The organism is Nonomuraea insulae, from assembly GCF_042656245.1.
On sequence record NZ_JBHSPA010000023.1, the window covers coordinates 74,391 to 89,050 of the forward strand.

Below are 14,660 nucleotides of genomic sequence, written 5' to 3' on the forward strand. Positions count from 1 at the left end.
TTCTAGAAATGCCCAGGAGGCGGCTGTGGACTTCTCGCTCACCCCCGAGGAACGACAGATCCGCGACACTGTCCGGTCCTTCATCGAGAAGGAGGTCATGCCTCTGGAGCCGGAGGTCCTGCGCAACGAACGCGCGGGCCGCCCGGGGCTGACTCCCGACGTGCTGCGTGACCTGCGTGCCAAGGCCAGGAAGTCCGGCTTCTGGGGGATCAACACCCCCGAGGAGTACGGCGGCGCGGCGCTCGGCCCCATCATGTCCGCGATCATCGCCATGGAGATCGGCCGCACGTTCGTGCCCTTCTCCTTCGGCGGCAGTGCCGACAACATCCTGTACGCCGGCACCGACGAACAGAAGCAGCGTTACCTGCTCCCCACCATCGAGGGCGAGCGCCGCTCCTGCTTCGCCATCACCGAACCGGGCGCCGGCTCCGACGCCCGCAACATCCGCACCCGCGCCACCCAGGACGGCGCCGAGTGGATCATCAATGGCGAGAAGACGTTCATCACCGGCGGGAACGAGGCCGACTTCGTCATGGTGTTCGCCGTGACCGAGCCGCACGGCGTCACCTGCTTCCTGGTGGACCGGGACATGGGCTGGAAGTCCGAGCCCATCCACACCATGGGCGAGTGGGGCCCCGCGTCGCTGGTCTTCCAGGACGTACGGGTGCCGGAGGAGAACATCCTCGGCGAGCTCGGCAAGGGCTTCGAGCTGGCCATGCAGTGGATCGGGCAGGGCCGCTACATGATCCCCGCCCGCGCCATCGGGTCGGCCGAGCGCATGCTCGGCATGGCCGTCGAGTACGCCAAGATCCGCAAGTCCATGGGGCAGACCATCTCCAACTACCAGGCCATCCAATGGATGATCGCCGACTCCCAGGTGGAGATCGAGGCGGCGAAGTGGCTGACGTTGTACGCGGCCTGGCGGGTCTCGGCGGGCATGGACGCCCGGCACGCCTCCTCCATCGCCAAGCTCAACGGCGCGATCATGGCCAACCAGGTCGTCGACCGGGTGCTGCAGATCCACGGAGGTATGGGCTACACCAAGGAACTACCGATCGAGCGGTGGTACCGCGAGCTGCGCCTGCTGCGCATCTTCGAGGGCACCGACGAGATCCAGCGGCGTACGATCGCGCGCAACCTGATCAAGGGGCACGCTCGGCTCGGCCTCATTGGAGAGTGAACGGATGCCGGTCAGGGAACTGTTCAACCCTCGTTCCATCGCCCTGGTCGGGGCCACGGACAAGTCGGGGTGGTCGATCAGCACGCTGGCCAACCTGCGTGCCCACGGCTTCCCCGGGCCCGTCCACCTGGTGAACCCGCGCGGCGGCGTGGTGCACGGTTCGCCCGCCGTCCGGAGCCTGACGGAGATCTCCGAGCCGGTGGACCTGGCGTACGTCATGGTGCCGACCACGGCCGTGCTGGGTGTGTTGCGGGAGGGGGCCAAGCTGGGGATCCGGTGTTACGTGATCCTCACGGCCGGGTTCGGCGAGGTCGGGGAGGAGGGGGCCCGGCTGGAGGCGGAGATCTCGGCGTTCGCCGCGGAGAACGGGCTGACGATTCTCGGGCCGAACGGCAACGGCTACATCAACGCCGCCGCCGGCATCACCCCGTACGGGCTGCCCATTCCCCCGCCGCTGCTGCGCGGCGAGGTCGGCGTGGTGTTGCAGAGCGGCGCGCTGGCCAGCTCCGTGCTGGCCTTCGCGCAGGCCCGCAACGTGGGCGTCAGCCTGCTGACCTCCATGGGCAACGAGTCGGTCCTCACCGTCACCGACGTGATCGACTATCTGGTGGACGATCCGGCCACGAAGGTCATCGCGTTGTTCCTGGAGACCATCAGGAACCCGGCCGAGTTCGCCCGCGTGGCGCGGCGGGCGCTGGAGGCGGGCAAGCCGATCGTGGCGCTCAAGATCGGCCGGAGCAAGCTGGCCTCGCACACCGCGCAGGCGCACACCGGAGCACTGGTGGGCGACGACGACGTCATCGACGCCGCGCTGCGCCAGCTCGGCGTGGTCAGGGTGCGTTCGCTGGAGGACCTCATCATCACGGCGGGGCTGCTGGGCTCCACCGGGCCGCTGCCGGGGCGGCGGGTCGGGGTCGTCACCCCGTCCGGCGGGGCCTCGGAGATCATCGCCGACCGGGCCGAGGACGAGGGGCTCGAGCTGCCGCCGTTCGCGCCGGAGACGGTGGCGCGGCTGGCGGAGATCGTCCCGTCCTTCGGCACCGTGCAGAACCCGCTCGACGTCACCGGGTACGTCCTCATCGACCGCACCCTGCTCGGCCGGGCGCTGGAGGTGGTGACCGCCGACCCGGGCATCGACCTGATCATGTTGCTGTCGGAGCCGCCCAAGGTGGCGCCGCTCGACCCGGCCCCGGCCTTCGCCATGTACTCGGCCAGTGCCCAGCGCATCGCCGCCTCCCCCGTGCCGGTCGTGGTGGTGAGCAATGTGCTGACCGATGTGACCGAGTTCGGGCGGCGGGTGCAGCAGGAGACCGGGTTCCCGTACGTGGCGGGCGGGATCGAGCACGGGATGCACGCCATCGGCGCGGCCGTACGGTGGTCGGAGATGCGGGACAGGGCGCTGTCCAGGCCCGCCGCGCTCCCCCGCGCCGTCAGCCCGCCGCCGGGGGCACACGGTGTGTGGGCCGAGCACCGGGCCTCCGCGCTGCTGGCCTCGGCCGGGCTGCCGGTGGTGCCGTCGGAGCTGGCCCGTTCTGAGACGGACGCGGTCGCGGCGGCCGAGGGGTTCGGGTATCCGGTGGTGCTCAAGGTGGCGGCCGAGGGGCTCGGGCACAAGAGCGACATCGGCGGGGTCCGGCTCGGGCTGGCGGATGCCGAACAGGTGCGGCGGGCCTACCAGGAGGTGGTCGCCGCGGTGCCGTCGCTCGACGGCGTGCTCGTCCAGCCGCAGCGCGGTGGCGGGGTCGAGCTGCTGGTGGGCGTCGTACGCGATCCCGCCTGGGGGCTCACGCTGGCCGTGGGGCTCGGCGGGGTCTGGGTCGAGGTGCTGCGTGACACGGCGCTGCGGGTCCTGCCGGTGGACGCGGCGGAGATCCGTACGGCGTTGTCGGAGTTGCGCGGTACGGCGCTGCTGAACGGGATCAGGGGCGGCCAGGCGGCGGACCTGGACGCGGTGGCCGACGTCGTGGCCCGGATAGCCGCGTTCGCCGAGTCCCTGGGAGACGGGCTGGAGTCCCTTGAGATCAACCCGCTGCTGGTCGCGGGTTCGCGGGTGGAGGCCCTGGACGCGCTGGTGACCTGGCGCTAGGCGCGCGTCCGCGACGGATGGAGATGGGCGGCCCGCGGGCCGCCCATCTCATCGTTTACTCCACCTCGATCGGGAGCTCGTAGATCTCCGTCGTCGGGTGTCCCGCCTTCTCGTGTACGCGCAGCACCGCCTCCTTGGACGGCCCCGACGACAGGCAGAACACCTTGCCGGAGTCCGGGTCGAGCCAGGCGCGCTCGAAGTGCACTCCTTCGGCGTCCTCGATCGCCAGGTCACGCTCGTGCGCCTCCCGAAGCTGTTCCTCCGTGGCGCCGTGGAATCCGCTGTGCACGTCCATGAATTTCGGCATCGCGAACCCTCCTCCTGTCAGGTGTGCCCTTTCCCCCAGGAGGCGTTCCATCACGTTCCAGGTCAAGGCAGGCGGTTCGACAGGACCAGCGTCGCGGCGGAGGCGAACATGCCGCCGTTGCCCAGCACCACGCTCACCTCCACATCTGGCACCTGGGCCGCCGCCTCGCCGCGGAGCTGGCGCACCGACTCCTGGATGGCGAACATGCCGTACATCCCGGTGTGCGTGTACGACAGGCCGCCGCCGTTCGTGTTCAGCGGCAGGCGCCCGCCGGGTGAGGTGTGGCCCTCGGTGATGAACGCCCCCGCCTCGCCACGGCCGACGAAGCCCAGGTCCTCCAGGCCGTAGATCGGCACGTGGGCGAAGGCGTCGTACACCATGAGGTGGTCCACGTCCTCGTGGGTGATCTTGGCCTCGGCGAAGGCGGCCTCGCCCGACAGCCGGAAGCCCTTGGAGGTGGTGAAGTCCTCCATCTGGGAGATGATCGGCGAGTCGGCCGACTCCCCCGAGCCCAGCAGGTAGACCGGCGAGCGGCGGGCCACCTCCTCCGTGGTGACGATCAGCGCGCCGCCGCCGTCGGTCACCAGGCAACATTCCAGCAGGTGGAAGGGGTAGGCGACCAGGCGCGACGCCAGCACGTCCTCGACCGTGACGAGGTCCTGGTACATCGCCCTGGGGTTGAGGTGGGCCCAGCGCCGCTGCGCCACCGCGACCCCGGCGAGCTGCTCGTGCGTGAGCCCGGTCTCCTTCATGTAGCGCAGCGCCGTGATCGTGAACGACGTGGGCGGCCCCACCACCCCGTACGGCAGCTCGAACTGCCCCAGCAGGGAGTCCATCCCCATCCCGTACCGCCCGGCCCCGACCCGCGACTTGCCCGACTCCCCGTGAGTGATCAGCACGGTGCGGCACAGGCCGGCCTTGATGGCGGCGGCCGCGTGCCGCACGTGGAACAGGAACGACGACCCGCCCACACCCGTGCCGTCCAGCCAGGCGGGCGTGATCCCGAGGGCGTGGGCGATCTGGATCGGGCCCGGCGTGCCGACCGTGGCGACGCCGTCGATGTCGTGGATGCTCATGCCCGCGTCGGCCAGCGCGTTCCTGGCGGCCTCCAGGTGGAGTTGCAGGGTCGAGTGGCCGGGAAGGCGGCCCACCTCGTCGGTCTCGGCGGCGCCCGCGATCACCACGGTCATCGGGCACCTCCGGCCGGCTCGAACAGCGGCACGGAGACGTCCCCGCGCTGCTCGAACACCACCCGCAGCTCCATGTCCAGCGGCAGGTTCTCAGGCGTGTTGGCCACGCCCACGATGTTCGTCATCATGCGCACGCCCTCCTCCAGTTCCACGACGGCGATCGCGTACGGGCCCTCGTCCTCGAAACCGGGCGCGGGGCGGTGGTTGATGACGTAGGAGTACAGGGTCGCGCGACCGCTGGCGCGCACCCATTCGACCTGGTCGCCGCCGCAGCGGGGGCAGTTCGGCCGCGGGTAGAAGTAGTGCCGCGCGCACGTCTGGCAGCGCTGGATCCGCAGCTCGCCCGCGGCCGTGCCGTCCCAGAACGGTTGCGTCTCTGGCGTGGGCTTAGGTGCCGGCTTCATCGGCCTCCCCAATCCTAGTTCTAGAATTCCACTCTAGATCTAGGCTCTGCCAGGATTCAAGGGCTGGGGATGCCGTTGCCGTTCCGCCCGCGTCCTGCCAGCACCTCCTCCAGCGTCGAACGCACCTCGCCGGGGGCGCGGGGGCCCCGCTGGGCGAGCTGGATCAGCACGCCGTGCGCCTCCTTCGGGTGCAGGAACACCTCCTGCCAGCGGGAGTCGGCCCGGTTGAGCCCGTGCAGGCGGTAACCGCGGGCGGTCAGCCTGGCCACCGCCGCGTCCAGGTCGTTGACGTGGAAGTTCAGGTGGTGGACGCCACCCCTGCCCCTGCTGAGCTCGAAGAAGCTGTCGAAGAACGTGGATCCGGCCAGCGGTTCCATCAGTTCGACCTTGCCGCCGTTGGGATAGGTGAGCTGCAGAATCCGGTATCCGGCGCTCCGGTTGTCGCCGCCGCCGCCCAGGTGCCGGCCGCCGAGCAGGTCGCGGTAGATCGGCAGCAGATCCCTTATCCGGGGCGCGGCCACGGCCGTGTGGTCGAAAAGTACTTCGAGGCCGTCCAGTTCCAGGTCCACGCTTTGGGGCTCCTCACTATCGGGAATCCTAGAATTTCATTCTAGCCACTCACTCTTGACGACGACTCCTGTGAGGGGCAGCATCACAGAAATAGATTCTAGAGCTTGCTTCTAGAACAGCACGGGGGGTTCGGCCCGATCAGAAAGGCTGGCCATGAGGCTGTCCTACGTCCGAGAGCTCGACGAGTACCCGACCGGCGCACGACGCATGAAAATCCTGGCCATGGCCGTGCTGGCCATCCTCATCGGCTCCTACGAAGGGCAGATCGCGCCCGTCGTTCCGCTACTGCTCAAAGACCTCGACATGTCGCTCACCACCTACGGCGCGGTGTCCGGCGGGGCGGCGGTGGTCGGAGCGATCGCCTCCATCCTGGGCGGCCGGCTCACCGACCGGCTCGGCCGGGTGCGGCTGCTCATCCCGCTCATGGCGCTGACAGCCGTGTGCTGCTTCGCCATGACGCTCGTGCACAGCCCACGTGACCTGCTGATCGCCAGAATCGTGCTGGCGTTCGTGGACGGCGTGGCCATGGCCAGCACCGCACCGCTGATCCGCGACTTCTCGCCGCGTCTCGGGCGGGCCCAGGCGTTCGGCTTCTGGACCTGGGGCCCCGTCGGCGCGAACTTCCTGGCCGCGGCCGTCGCCGGCTGGACACTGCCGATCTTCGACAACTCGTGGCGCTCCCAGTTCGTCATCATGGGCTGCTTCTCGCTGGTCATCTCCATCGTCATCGCGCTCAACATCGCCGACCTCTCCCCCGAACTGCGCGCCAGGATCCAGCACACCGAGCGCAGCTCGGCCGACGTCGTGGACCTCACCCAGCCGGCGCGGATGCGCACGTTGTTCCGCCGGCGCAACATCTGGGCGCACGTCGTCGGGATCTCGTTGTGGCTGGTGCTCTACCTCACGCTGTCGCTGTTCGGGCAGACCATGCTGGTCGGGGCGCTGGGCATCAGCAGCGCGGAAGCCTCCACGATCATGGCGGCGTTCTGGAGCCTCAACCTCATCACCCTGATCGTGACCGGGCGGCTGTCCGACCGCACGCAGCTCAGGAAGCCGTTCTCGCTCGCCGGCACGGTCGCGGCCGTCATCGTCACTGCGTACCTGGCCGTCTCGCTCGGCCAGGAAGGCGTCTCCACCGGCACGCTCATGGTGATCGGCGCGCTGCTCGGCGGCTCGCTCGGCATCGCCTACGCCCCCTGGATGGCCAACTACTCCGAGGACGCCGAGGACGCCGACCCGCGCCTGCAGGGCACCGCGTGGGGGATGTTCGGGTTCCTCAGCAAGGGCATCGCCGTGATCGGGCTGCTGGTCATCCCGCGCGTGGTGGAGGCCACGAACTGGCAGACGTGGCTGTACGTCGCGCTGGGCTGCCTCGTCCTGTTCATCCCGGCGATCCTGCTGTTCAATGGGCCCTGGCGGCGCCCCGCCCGCACTCCCGCCCCGGTCGCCGCCGGAAAGGCGGAGGTATGACCGACCTGTCCAACGTCGCCGACTCCGATCTACGCGGCATCCGCGACCTCGACATTGACGACGTGCTGGCCTACGTGCACCGCGACCTCAAGCGACTGCCCAGCTTCACCGAGCTCTACAAGCGCTACCTGCGCCAGCGGTGGGATGTCTACGAGCTCGACTTCTCCCAGGACGTGATCGACTGGCGCGAGCGCATGACGCAGGAGGAGCGCGACGCCTTTGTCGGGATCTCCGCCGGCTTCCACCACGGGGAGCGGCAGGTGGAGGTGGAGCTGCCGGTCTTCATGATGGGCGGCTCCGAGGAGTCCAAGATCTACATGTCCAGCCAGATCGAGGACGAGGCCCGGCACACGGTGTTCTTCGACCGCTTCTACCGCGAGGTGGTCGGCATGCCGGGCGACTCGGTGCAGGAGGTGCTGGACGCGTCGTTCGAGCACGTGTCGGAGACGTTCGTGGGGCCGTTCGGGCTGCTGGCGTACCAGGCCGACGAACTGCGCAAGGATCCCGAGGACCCGGCCGCCAGGGTGCGCTACGGGACCACGTACTTCCTCTGGATCGAGGGTGTGCTGGCGCTGTCCGTGATGAAGATCACGCTGACCTACTGCAGGGAGCGGGGCTTCCTTCCCGGCTACTACACCGGGTTCACCGCCACGTGCCGCGACGAGGCCAGGCACGTGCAGTTCGGGATGCGGTTCCTGCGTGACTCCGTACAGGAGGATCCGCGGCTGCTGCTGCAGATCCACGAGACGTTGCGGACGATCCTGGCCATCAACGGCGCCACCAGCAGGCGGCTGGCGCTGGAGTCACTGGGGTGGTCACCGGAGGAGGTCAGACGGCTCATGATCCGTCAGCTCCACATGAAGCTGACCGACGTGGGCATCGCGCTCGCGCCGGATATCCAGGACATGGTCTCCCGTATCGAACCCGAGCTCGCCGGGGGCTGAGAGATGCGCTTCTTCACCGACGAATGGGCCGAGGCCGTGCGCGTCGCCGTGGACGCCGGGCCCGAGCAGGATGGCAAGCTGCCGTCCTACTGGCAGTGGATCGACCGGGCCCGCTCCGGCTACACCGCCACGTGGGCGCTGGGCGTGCGGGAGACGGGCGCGTACCTTCTGCTGGAGTGGAAGGACGGCAAGTGCGCGCAGGCGGAGATCACCGCTGATCCGAGCGCGGCCGACCACGTGCTGGCGGCCTCCGAGGCCACCTGGCGGGAGCTGCGGGAGGGCGCCGATCCCGGGCGGATCGTGATGTATCGGGGCCTGCGCCTCGAACGCGGAGACGTGCTGGGGTTCTTCCGGGTGATCTACTTCTTCGTGGAGTCCCTCGGTGTGCTGGCCAGGGTGCCTTAACAGCCGGGTCATGTGGGTCCTCTAGCATCTCCCCGGAGCTGGGAGGAGTCATCGTGCTCGAAGTGCTGGGGGTCGATCACTGGGGTGAGGAGGCGTATCTGGCGCTGGTCGGCGGCAGTCCGCTCACGGAGAACGAGCTGGCCACGCTGACCACCGTCGAGCCTGACGTGCTCGGCAAGGTGTTACAACGGCTGGAGGACCGCGGGCTGATCAGCCGCGTGCCCGGCCAGCCGGTACGCTACGCCGCCCTGCCCCCCGAACCCGCCATCGAGGTGTTGCTGCTGGCCCGCGAACGCGACATCGAACGCGTCCGCGCGCTGGCGCAGCACCTGGGCGAGCGGCATCGCAGGGAACCTTCCGGGCGGGACGCGGCCGAACTGGTCGAGGTGATCTCGGGGCCCGACGCCGTGGCCCGGTGCGGCCGGCAGTTGTTGCGGCGGGCCAAGGACGCCATCCGGGGCATCGACGCGCCACCCTACTCGCACACCAACGAGGGCGGCCGGATCTCCTCCGCCGCCAACATCACCGACCGCGACATCAGGCGGCGCTTCATCCACGAGCGCGGCATGTTGCGGATGGACGGGAAGGCCGAACTGCTCGAGCACGGCGTGGCCGACGGGGAGGAGGTGCGGATCTTCCCGAACGTGCCGATGAAGATGATCCTCTCCGACGACGACCTCGGGCTGATCCCGCTGCGGGCGACGCCCAGGGTGCTCGACTCGTGCATCCTGGTGCATCCCTCCTCCCTGCTGGACGCCTTGTCCACGCTGTTCGAGATGTTGTGGGCGCAGGCGCAGCCCTTCGCGGTCGTCTCCGCCCTCTCCGAGGAGCCGGGCGACGACCCGCCGCTCAGCGATGTCGAGCGGCGGATCGTCTCCCTGCTCGCGCACGGGCTGTCGGACGAGGCGATCGCCCGGCAGCTCGGCATCGGCTACCGGACCGTGCAGCGCCGGATTCAGGAGCTGATGGCCCGGTTGTCCGCGACGAGCCGGTTCCAGGCGGGTGTGCTGGCGGCTCGCCGCAGATGGTGGTCCTAGTCCTTGGTCAGCAGGACGTCCTTGACCGCCGTTGTCGCCGCCGCTGACGCGGGCGGACGCGGTGACCGGGCGGTAGCCCTCCATGATCACCGCGATCTTCACCGGGCCGTGATCTTCACCGGACCGCGCTCCAGCCAGGCCTCGTACCGGCCGTCGGCCCCCGTCACGACCGTCTGCCCGCCGCGGCCGTACTCCACTCGCACCGACATCCCCGCCAGCGGCCCACCGGGGCCGTACTCCACTCGTACCGACGCCCCCGCCAGCGGCCCGCCGGGGCCGCTCACCGTGCCGGTGACGCGGGCCCAGGACCTGGGCGGCCGCACCTTCATCGTCACCGGCACGGGCTCGGCCTGGTGCGGGGAGTCCGTCACGAGCGTCACCGCCCCCGTGTACGCGCTGAGCATGCTCGTCGTACGCCGCCCCGCGTCGAGAGTCACGGTGACCTTGGCGCTCTGCCCGGCCCGCAACTCCGTCTTGGACGCCCTGGCCGACCGGCTCGCAGCTCCGTCCTGGACGCCCTGTCCGACAACCACGGCACGTCGGCGTACGGCTGGTCGTAGCCGGGCAGCCACCTGGCCGTGACGACCGGCACCCCCGTCGTCGCGACCATGCCGGTCGTAGCCGGACAGCCACCTGACCGTGACGACCGGCACCCCGTCGTCGCGACCATGCCGGTCGTAGCCGGACAGCCACCTGGCCGTGACGACCGGCACCTCCGTCGTCGCGACCGTGCCGCCGACCACGGAGAAGCCGGTGGCCCCCGCCGCGCCCGTCAGCGCGACGTCGGCGTTGGGCAGCGGGCTCCAGGAGTTCGACGCCGGGTCGCAGGCGAAGCACTCGTTGGTGACGCTCCGAGGCCGAGACTGAAGCCGGCCGAGACCAGCAACTTGCCGTTGGCCACCGCGTACGCGGAGCCCACCAGGTCCAGCGGCAGGTCGGCGACCAGGCGTTGACCTTCGGGTCGCAGGGCGTTGGCCTTCGGGTCGCAGGCGTTGGCCTTCAGGTCGCAGGCGTAGGCGCCGGTCGAGGTGGCGGCCCCGTCCGTGCCGCCCGCGCAGTAGAGCCTGCCGTCGATCCCGCCGCAGGACACCCGGGAGACACCATCAGACCCACGCCACCGGGACCCACGCCATGGAACAGCAACGACCCCATGGCGCATCAGCACCATGGGGTCACCGCCTACACAGCACGCGACGCATCACGGGAGCTCGAACCCCTCGAACCCGCGGCGCGCGTACAGCACGGCACACCACTTCCGGGCATGCCCGAACCACGGCATCACCGCCCCATGGCACACTCACCACGGGGCCGGGACACCCACACCATGAACGCCGGGATCAGTCCCGGTGCAGCTTGCGGTAGGTCACCCGGTGCGGACGCGCCGCATCGGCCCCCAGCCGCTCGATCTTGTTCTTCTCGTAGTCGGCGAAGTTGCCCTCGAACCAGAACCAGTTCGACCCTTCCTCCCACGCCAGGATGTGCGTGGCGATGCGGTCGAGGAACCACCGGTCGTGCGAGGTGATCACCGCGCAGCCCGGGAAGTCGAGCAGCGCGTTCTCCAGCGACGACAGCGTCTCGGTGTCGAGGTCGTTGGTCGGCTCGTCCAGCAGCAGCACGTTGCCGCCCTGCTTGAGCGTGAGCGCCAGGTTGAGCCGGTTGCGCTCGCCGCCCGACAACACCCCGGCCTTCTTCTGCTGGTCGGGCCCCTTGAACCCGAACGCCGCGATGTACGCCCGCGACGGCATCTCCACGTTGCCGACCTTGATGTGGTCGAGCCCGTCGGAGACGACCTCCCAGACGTTCTTCTTGGGGTCGATGCCGCCACGGCTCTGGTCCGCGTAGGAGATCTTGACCGTGTCACCGACCGTGATCGAACCGGTGTCGGGTGTCTCGCTACCAGTGATCATGCGGAACAGTGTGGTCTTGCCGACGCCGTTGGGGCCGATGATGCCGACGATGCCGTTGCGCGGCAGGTCGAACGTCAGCCCCTCCATCAGCAGCCGGTCTCCGAACCCCTTGGTCAACACCTCGGACCTGATCACCGTGGTGCCCAGACGCGGGCCCGGCGGGATCTGGATCTCGTCGAAGTCGAGCTTGCGATGCTTGTCGGCCTCGGCCGCCATCTCCTCATAACGCTGGAGGCGAGCCTTGCTCTTGGTCTGGCGGGCCTTCGGATTGGACCGGACCCACTCCAACTCGTCCTCGAGGCGCCGCTTCCGCTTGACGTCCTTCTGCCCGTCGACCTTGAGGCGCTGCGCCTTGGCCTCCAGGTAGGTGGAGTAGTTGCCCTCGTACGCGTATGCCCGGCCCCGGTCGAGCTCCAGGATCCAGCCGGCGACGTTGTCAAGGAAGTAGCGGTCGTGGGTGACGGCCAGGACCGTGCCGGCGTACTTCTCCAGGTACTGCTCCAGCCACTGCACGCTCTCCGCGTCGAGGTGGTTGGTGGGCTCGTCGAGGAGCAACAGGTCAGGCCCCTCAAGCAGCAGCTTGCACAACGCGACCCGGCGGCGCTCACCACCGGACAACGTGGTCACGTCGGCGTCGGGCGGGGGGCAACGCAGGGCGTCCATGGCCTGCTCAAGCTGACTGTCAAGCTCCCAGGCGTTGCGGTGCTCCAACTGGTCCTGCAGCTTGCCCATCTCCTCCAGCAAATCATCGCTGTAGTCGGTGGCCATCTGCTCGGCGATGTCGTTGTAGCGCTGGAGCATCGCCATCGTCTCGGCGACACCCTCCTGCACGTTGCCGAGGACGGTCTTCTCCTCGTTGAGCGGCGGCTCCTGCTGGAGCATGCCGACCGAGAAGCCCGGCATGAGCTTGGCCTCACCATTGGACGGCTGGTCCAGGCCGGCCATCATCCGAAGCAGCGTCGACTTCCCGGTGCCGTTCGGCCCCAGGACACCGATCTTGGCTCCGGGCAGGAACGACAGCGTGACGTCGTCAAGGACAACCTTGTCGCCATGCGCCTTGCGCACGCGCTGCAGCGTGTAGATGTACTCCGGCATGCCTCTAGCTTAGGGGCTCCCAACCCAGGCTTCCGCCGCTCTCCGCGAGTACGCCCTGGGACCCGACGTCTGCGCACACCAGACACGCCCCCCTCTGCGGGCCTCACAACACCCCCACCAGCAGCCCAACAGCAGCGACCCCACAACCACCCGATCTCCTCGGCAAACCCGCCCACCTCCCCCTGAACCTCCACCCGAGCTCAGCGCACACCACCGGGAGCTCAGCACCACCACCGGAGCTCAGCACCACCACCGGAGCTCAGCGCACACCACCGGGAGCTCAGCACCACCGGAGCTCAGCGCACACCATCCGAGCTCAGCGCACTCACGCCGGCCCGACACACTCCACTTCACACAGGCCCGCCACACTTCATCCGAGCTCAACACGTTCCACGCGGACTCGACGCACTCACGCTTGCCCGACACACTCCACTTCACACGAGCCCAACACACTCCACGCGGACTCGACCCACTCACACTGGCCCTGTTTACTCATGCCAGCCCGACACAACTCCACGCAGGCCCTGCGCACTCCACGCGAGCCCGACGCGGAGACGGAAGATGGGAGAGGGGAGAGGGGAGGCTCAGGCGGTGGTGTCGTTTGGGAGGGAGGGGGGCGGCGGCTGGACGGCGGGAATGCACACACGGTCCCGCCCCAGTTCTTTCGCCCGATAAAGCGCCAGATCCGCAGCCGTCAGCAAATCAATCAGATCGTCACCATGCACGTTCATCAACGCCACACCAGCCGAGATGGTGACCCTGACCAGGGTGTCATCAACAGGGACAGCCATGTGCCCGATGCGGACGCGCAGCCGTTCGGCCACCCGCCGGGCCTCGTCGATATCGGCTCCCGGCAGCAGGACGACGAACTCCTCACCTCCGAACCGCCCCACCACGTCGTAGTCACGTAGCTGGCTGCGCAACATCGACGCCACCCCGACCAGTACCTGATCACCGACCAGATGGCCGTGAGCGTCGTTGACGCGTTTGAAGTGGTCGATGTCGATGATCAGCAACGCCAGCGTGTCACCGGTGCGGCGGGCCCGGACGATCTCGGTGTCGGCCTCGCGCTGCCAGGCGGCCGCGTTGAGCAACCCGGTCTTGGCATCGGTACGGGCCGCGGCTTGGAGCTGAGCATGCAGAAGGCTGCGCTGCAGCAGCACCACGGGCGGCAACGTGAGAACCAGCAGGCCCAGGTTGAGACCGCAGCAGATGGACACCGTGATGCCGAGGCACAGTTCGACGATGTCCAGCAGCACGCTCTCCCTGTCCCACAGAACTCCCCGCCAGGTGATGTCGGGATCGGCGGTGTGGGCGGCGATGGCGATGAGCGCGATGTTGAGCAGGGAGAACAGTACGGCGGCCGCCACCGCGATGAGGATCGGCGGACCGCTCCCCCGAGACAAAACCCCAGGATCGTCCACAAACCGGTGAAACACCACCGAAGCCGTGCAACCAGCCAGCCCAATAGCGGCCGAGCTGAACACCCGGCGATACAGCACCGTCGCCCGTACACGTACCTGAAGCAGAAACTGCAGCACAATGGGTGCGAAAAGGGCATAAACCGGCGGCAAGAGCAACGCCACCGGCAACCACCAAGCCGACAACAGGTCTCGCGACACTCCGGCGGGCATGCCCAGGCGCCTGCTCGCCTCGATGCACACCGCACCACACCCCATGAGGGCGCCGAACGTCAGCACGTCCCGCCACTGAAGAACGGTGGACGCCCCGAACATGATGATCGCAACAACGTCAAGAGCGACAATCGCGCACAAGTAGACCACGAGTGGACGACGTTGCCCTAGCAATGGCCAGCGATCGGCCAGAGTTGACACACCGTCGCGTGACTTGATCAGGACGTGACTGGTCACCGCCATCTCGTCTCCTCCCTGACTAACGATGTGTAACACAATAATTGCGGAGTGTGCGTTGCGCGATGGGAACCGATACGTTGGCAATGACCACACCTGCTCACTCCACGAGCGGGCCGTCATGAAGCCGTGCTGGAAAGGAGCAGCCATGGTGCGGGGCGTGACCTGGACCTGACAGATGCTCTAGCCATCTG

The 14,660-nt window shown here is 68.6% G+C and carries 14 protein-coding genes; 6 read left to right on the forward strand and 8 right to left on the reverse strand.

Going from position 1 to position 14,660, the window contains the following annotated elements; all coding sequences use genetic code 11:
• Window positions 1–25: 25 nt before the first annotated feature.
• Window positions 26–1,180 carry an acyl-CoA dehydrogenase family protein gene (locus tag ACFPZ3_RS17970; RefSeq protein WP_379515267.1) on the forward strand — a complete coding sequence of 385 codons (1,155 nt, stop codon included), beginning with the start codon at window positions 26–28 and terminating at the stop codon, window positions 1,178–1,180.
• Window positions 1,181–1,184: 4 nt separating this feature from the next.
• Window positions 1,185–3,266 (forward strand): acetate--CoA ligase family protein, encoded by a 2,082-nt coding sequence (locus tag ACFPZ3_RS17975; RefSeq protein WP_379515268.1) that lies wholly within the window; start codon window positions 1,185–1,187, stop codon window positions 3,264–3,266.
• Between the two features lie 55 nt (window positions 3,267–3,321).
• On the opposite strand, the gene ACFPZ3_RS17980 is transcribed toward ACFPZ3_RS17975, so the two are convergent.
• The 4 genes from ACFPZ3_RS17980 to ACFPZ3_RS17995 all read right to left on the reverse strand — a co-directional run bounded on the left by ACFPZ3_RS17980 (window position 3,322) and on the right by ACFPZ3_RS17995 (window position 5,736).
• Window positions 3,322–3,573: an SCO4226 family nickel-binding protein gene (locus tag ACFPZ3_RS17980; RefSeq protein ID WP_379515269.1), complete on the reverse strand. Its 252-nt coding sequence runs from the start codon at window positions 3,571–3,573 to the stop codon at window positions 3,322–3,324.
• A gap of 62 nt (window positions 3,574–3,635) precedes the next feature.
• Entirely contained in the window at window positions 3,636–4,763 is a 1,128-nt protein-coding gene (locus ACFPZ3_RS17985) for a thiolase C-terminal domain-containing protein (protein WP_379515270.1), read from the reverse strand.
• A complete protein-coding gene (locus tag ACFPZ3_RS17990) occupies window positions 4,760–5,167 on the reverse strand; it encodes a Zn-ribbon domain-containing OB-fold protein (RefSeq protein ID WP_379515271.1) in 408 nt (135 codons plus the stop codon). Before ACFPZ3_RS17990 ends, ACFPZ3_RS17985 begins: the two co-directional genes overlap by 4 nt.
• A 56-nt stretch (window positions 5,168–5,223) precedes the next feature.
• Complete coding sequence (locus ACFPZ3_RS17995) at window positions 5,224–5,736, reverse strand: VOC family protein (protein ID WP_379515272.1); 513 nt, start codon at window positions 5,734–5,736, stop codon at window positions 5,224–5,226.
• A gap of 154 nt (window positions 5,737–5,890) precedes the next feature.
• Here ACFPZ3_RS17995 and ACFPZ3_RS18000 point away from each other — a divergent pair, with 154 nt between their 5' ends.
• Genes ACFPZ3_RS18000 through ACFPZ3_RS18015 form a run of 4 tightly spaced genes read left to right on the forward strand, consistent with a single transcriptional unit; the run spans window position 5,891 to window position 9,593 of the window.
• A complete protein-coding gene (locus tag ACFPZ3_RS18000) occupies window positions 5,891–7,207 on the forward strand; it encodes an MFS transporter (protein ID WP_379515273.1) in 1,317 nt (438 codons plus the stop codon).
• The gene (locus ACFPZ3_RS18005) at window positions 7,204–8,151 is read left to right on the forward strand and encodes a ribonucleotide-diphosphate reductase subunit beta (protein ID WP_379515274.1); all 948 of its coding nucleotides are present in this window, start codon (window positions 7,204–7,206) and stop codon (window positions 8,149–8,151) included. The genes ACFPZ3_RS18000 and ACFPZ3_RS18005 overlap by 4 nt, the downstream gene beginning before the upstream one ends.
• Before the next feature lie 3 nt (window positions 8,152–8,154).
• Complete coding sequence (locus tag ACFPZ3_RS18010) at window positions 8,155–8,556, forward strand: hypothetical protein (RefSeq protein ID WP_379515275.1); 402 nt, start codon at window positions 8,155–8,157, stop codon at window positions 8,554–8,556.
• 53 nt (window positions 8,557–8,609) lie between these two features.
• Window positions 8,610–9,593: a helix-turn-helix domain-containing protein gene (locus tag ACFPZ3_RS18015; RefSeq protein WP_379515276.1), complete on the forward strand. Its 984-nt coding sequence runs from the start codon at window positions 8,610–8,612 to the stop codon at window positions 9,591–9,593.
• 98 nt (window positions 9,594–9,691) lie between these two features.
• On the opposite strand, the gene ACFPZ3_RS18020 is transcribed toward ACFPZ3_RS18015, so the two are convergent.
• The 4 genes from ACFPZ3_RS18020 to ACFPZ3_RS18035 all read right to left on the reverse strand — a co-directional run bounded on the left by ACFPZ3_RS18020 (window position 9,692) and on the right by ACFPZ3_RS18035 (window position 14,472).
• Window positions 9,692–10,336: a hypothetical protein gene (locus ACFPZ3_RS18020; protein WP_379515277.1), complete on the reverse strand. Its 645-nt coding sequence runs from the start codon at window positions 10,334–10,336 to the stop codon at window positions 9,692–9,694.
• Window positions 10,337–10,365: 29 nt separating this feature from the next.
• On the reverse strand, window positions 10,366–10,683 hold the full coding sequence (locus ACFPZ3_RS18025; protein WP_379515278.1) for a Kelch repeat-containing protein: 318 nt from the start codon (window positions 10,681–10,683) through the stop codon (window positions 10,366–10,368).
• 247 nt (window positions 10,684–10,930) lie between these two features.
• Window positions 10,931–12,595, reverse strand: coding sequence for an energy-dependent translational throttle protein EttA (ettA, locus tag ACFPZ3_RS18030; RefSeq protein WP_379515279.1), 1,665 nt, complete (start codon window positions 12,593–12,595; stop codon window positions 10,931–10,933).
• 584 nt (window positions 12,596–13,179) lie between these two features.
• Complete coding sequence (locus ACFPZ3_RS18035) at window positions 13,180–14,472, reverse strand: sensor domain-containing diguanylate cyclase (protein ID WP_379515280.1); 1,293 nt, start codon at window positions 14,470–14,472, stop codon at window positions 13,180–13,182.
• Window positions 14,473–14,660 lie beyond the last annotated feature (188 nt).

What these genes read in the sequence shown, in the direction of transcription:
- ACFPZ3_RS17975 (WP_379515268.1), top strand. Translation starts at nt 1,185, where the DNA reads ATGCCGGTCAGGGAACTGTTCAACCCTCGTTCCATCGCCCTGGTCGGG.
- ACFPZ3_RS17980 (WP_379515269.1), bottom strand. Translation starts at nt 3,573, where the DNA reads ATGCCGAAATTCATGGACGTGCACAGCGGATTCCACGGCGCCACGGAG.
- ACFPZ3_RS17985 (WP_379515270.1), bottom strand. Translation starts at nt 4,763, where the DNA reads ATGACCGTGGTGATCGCGGGCGCCGCCGAGACCGACGAGGTGGGCCGC.
- ACFPZ3_RS17990 (WP_379515271.1), bottom strand. Translation starts at nt 5,167, where the DNA reads ATGAAGCCGGCACCTAAGCCCACGCCAGAGACGCAACCGTTCTGGGAC.
- ACFPZ3_RS18000 (WP_379515273.1), top strand. Translation starts at nt 5,891, where the DNA reads ATGAGGCTGTCCTACGTCCGAGAGCTCGACGAGTACCCGACCGGCGCA.
- ACFPZ3_RS18005 (WP_379515274.1), top strand. Translation starts at nt 7,204, where the DNA reads ATGACCGACCTGTCCAACGTCGCCGACTCCGATCTACGCGGCATCCGC.
- ACFPZ3_RS18010 (WP_379515275.1), top strand. Translation starts at nt 8,155, where the DNA reads ATGCGCTTCTTCACCGACGAATGGGCCGAGGCCGTGCGCGTCGCCGTG.
- ettA (WP_379515279.1), bottom strand. Translation starts at nt 12,595, where the DNA reads ATGCCGGAGTACATCTACACGCTGCAGCGCGTGCGCAAGGCGCATGGC.
- ACFPZ3_RS18035 (WP_379515280.1), bottom strand. Translation starts at nt 14,472, where the DNA reads ATGGCGGTGACCAGTCACGTCCTGATCAAGTCACGCGACGGTGTGTCA.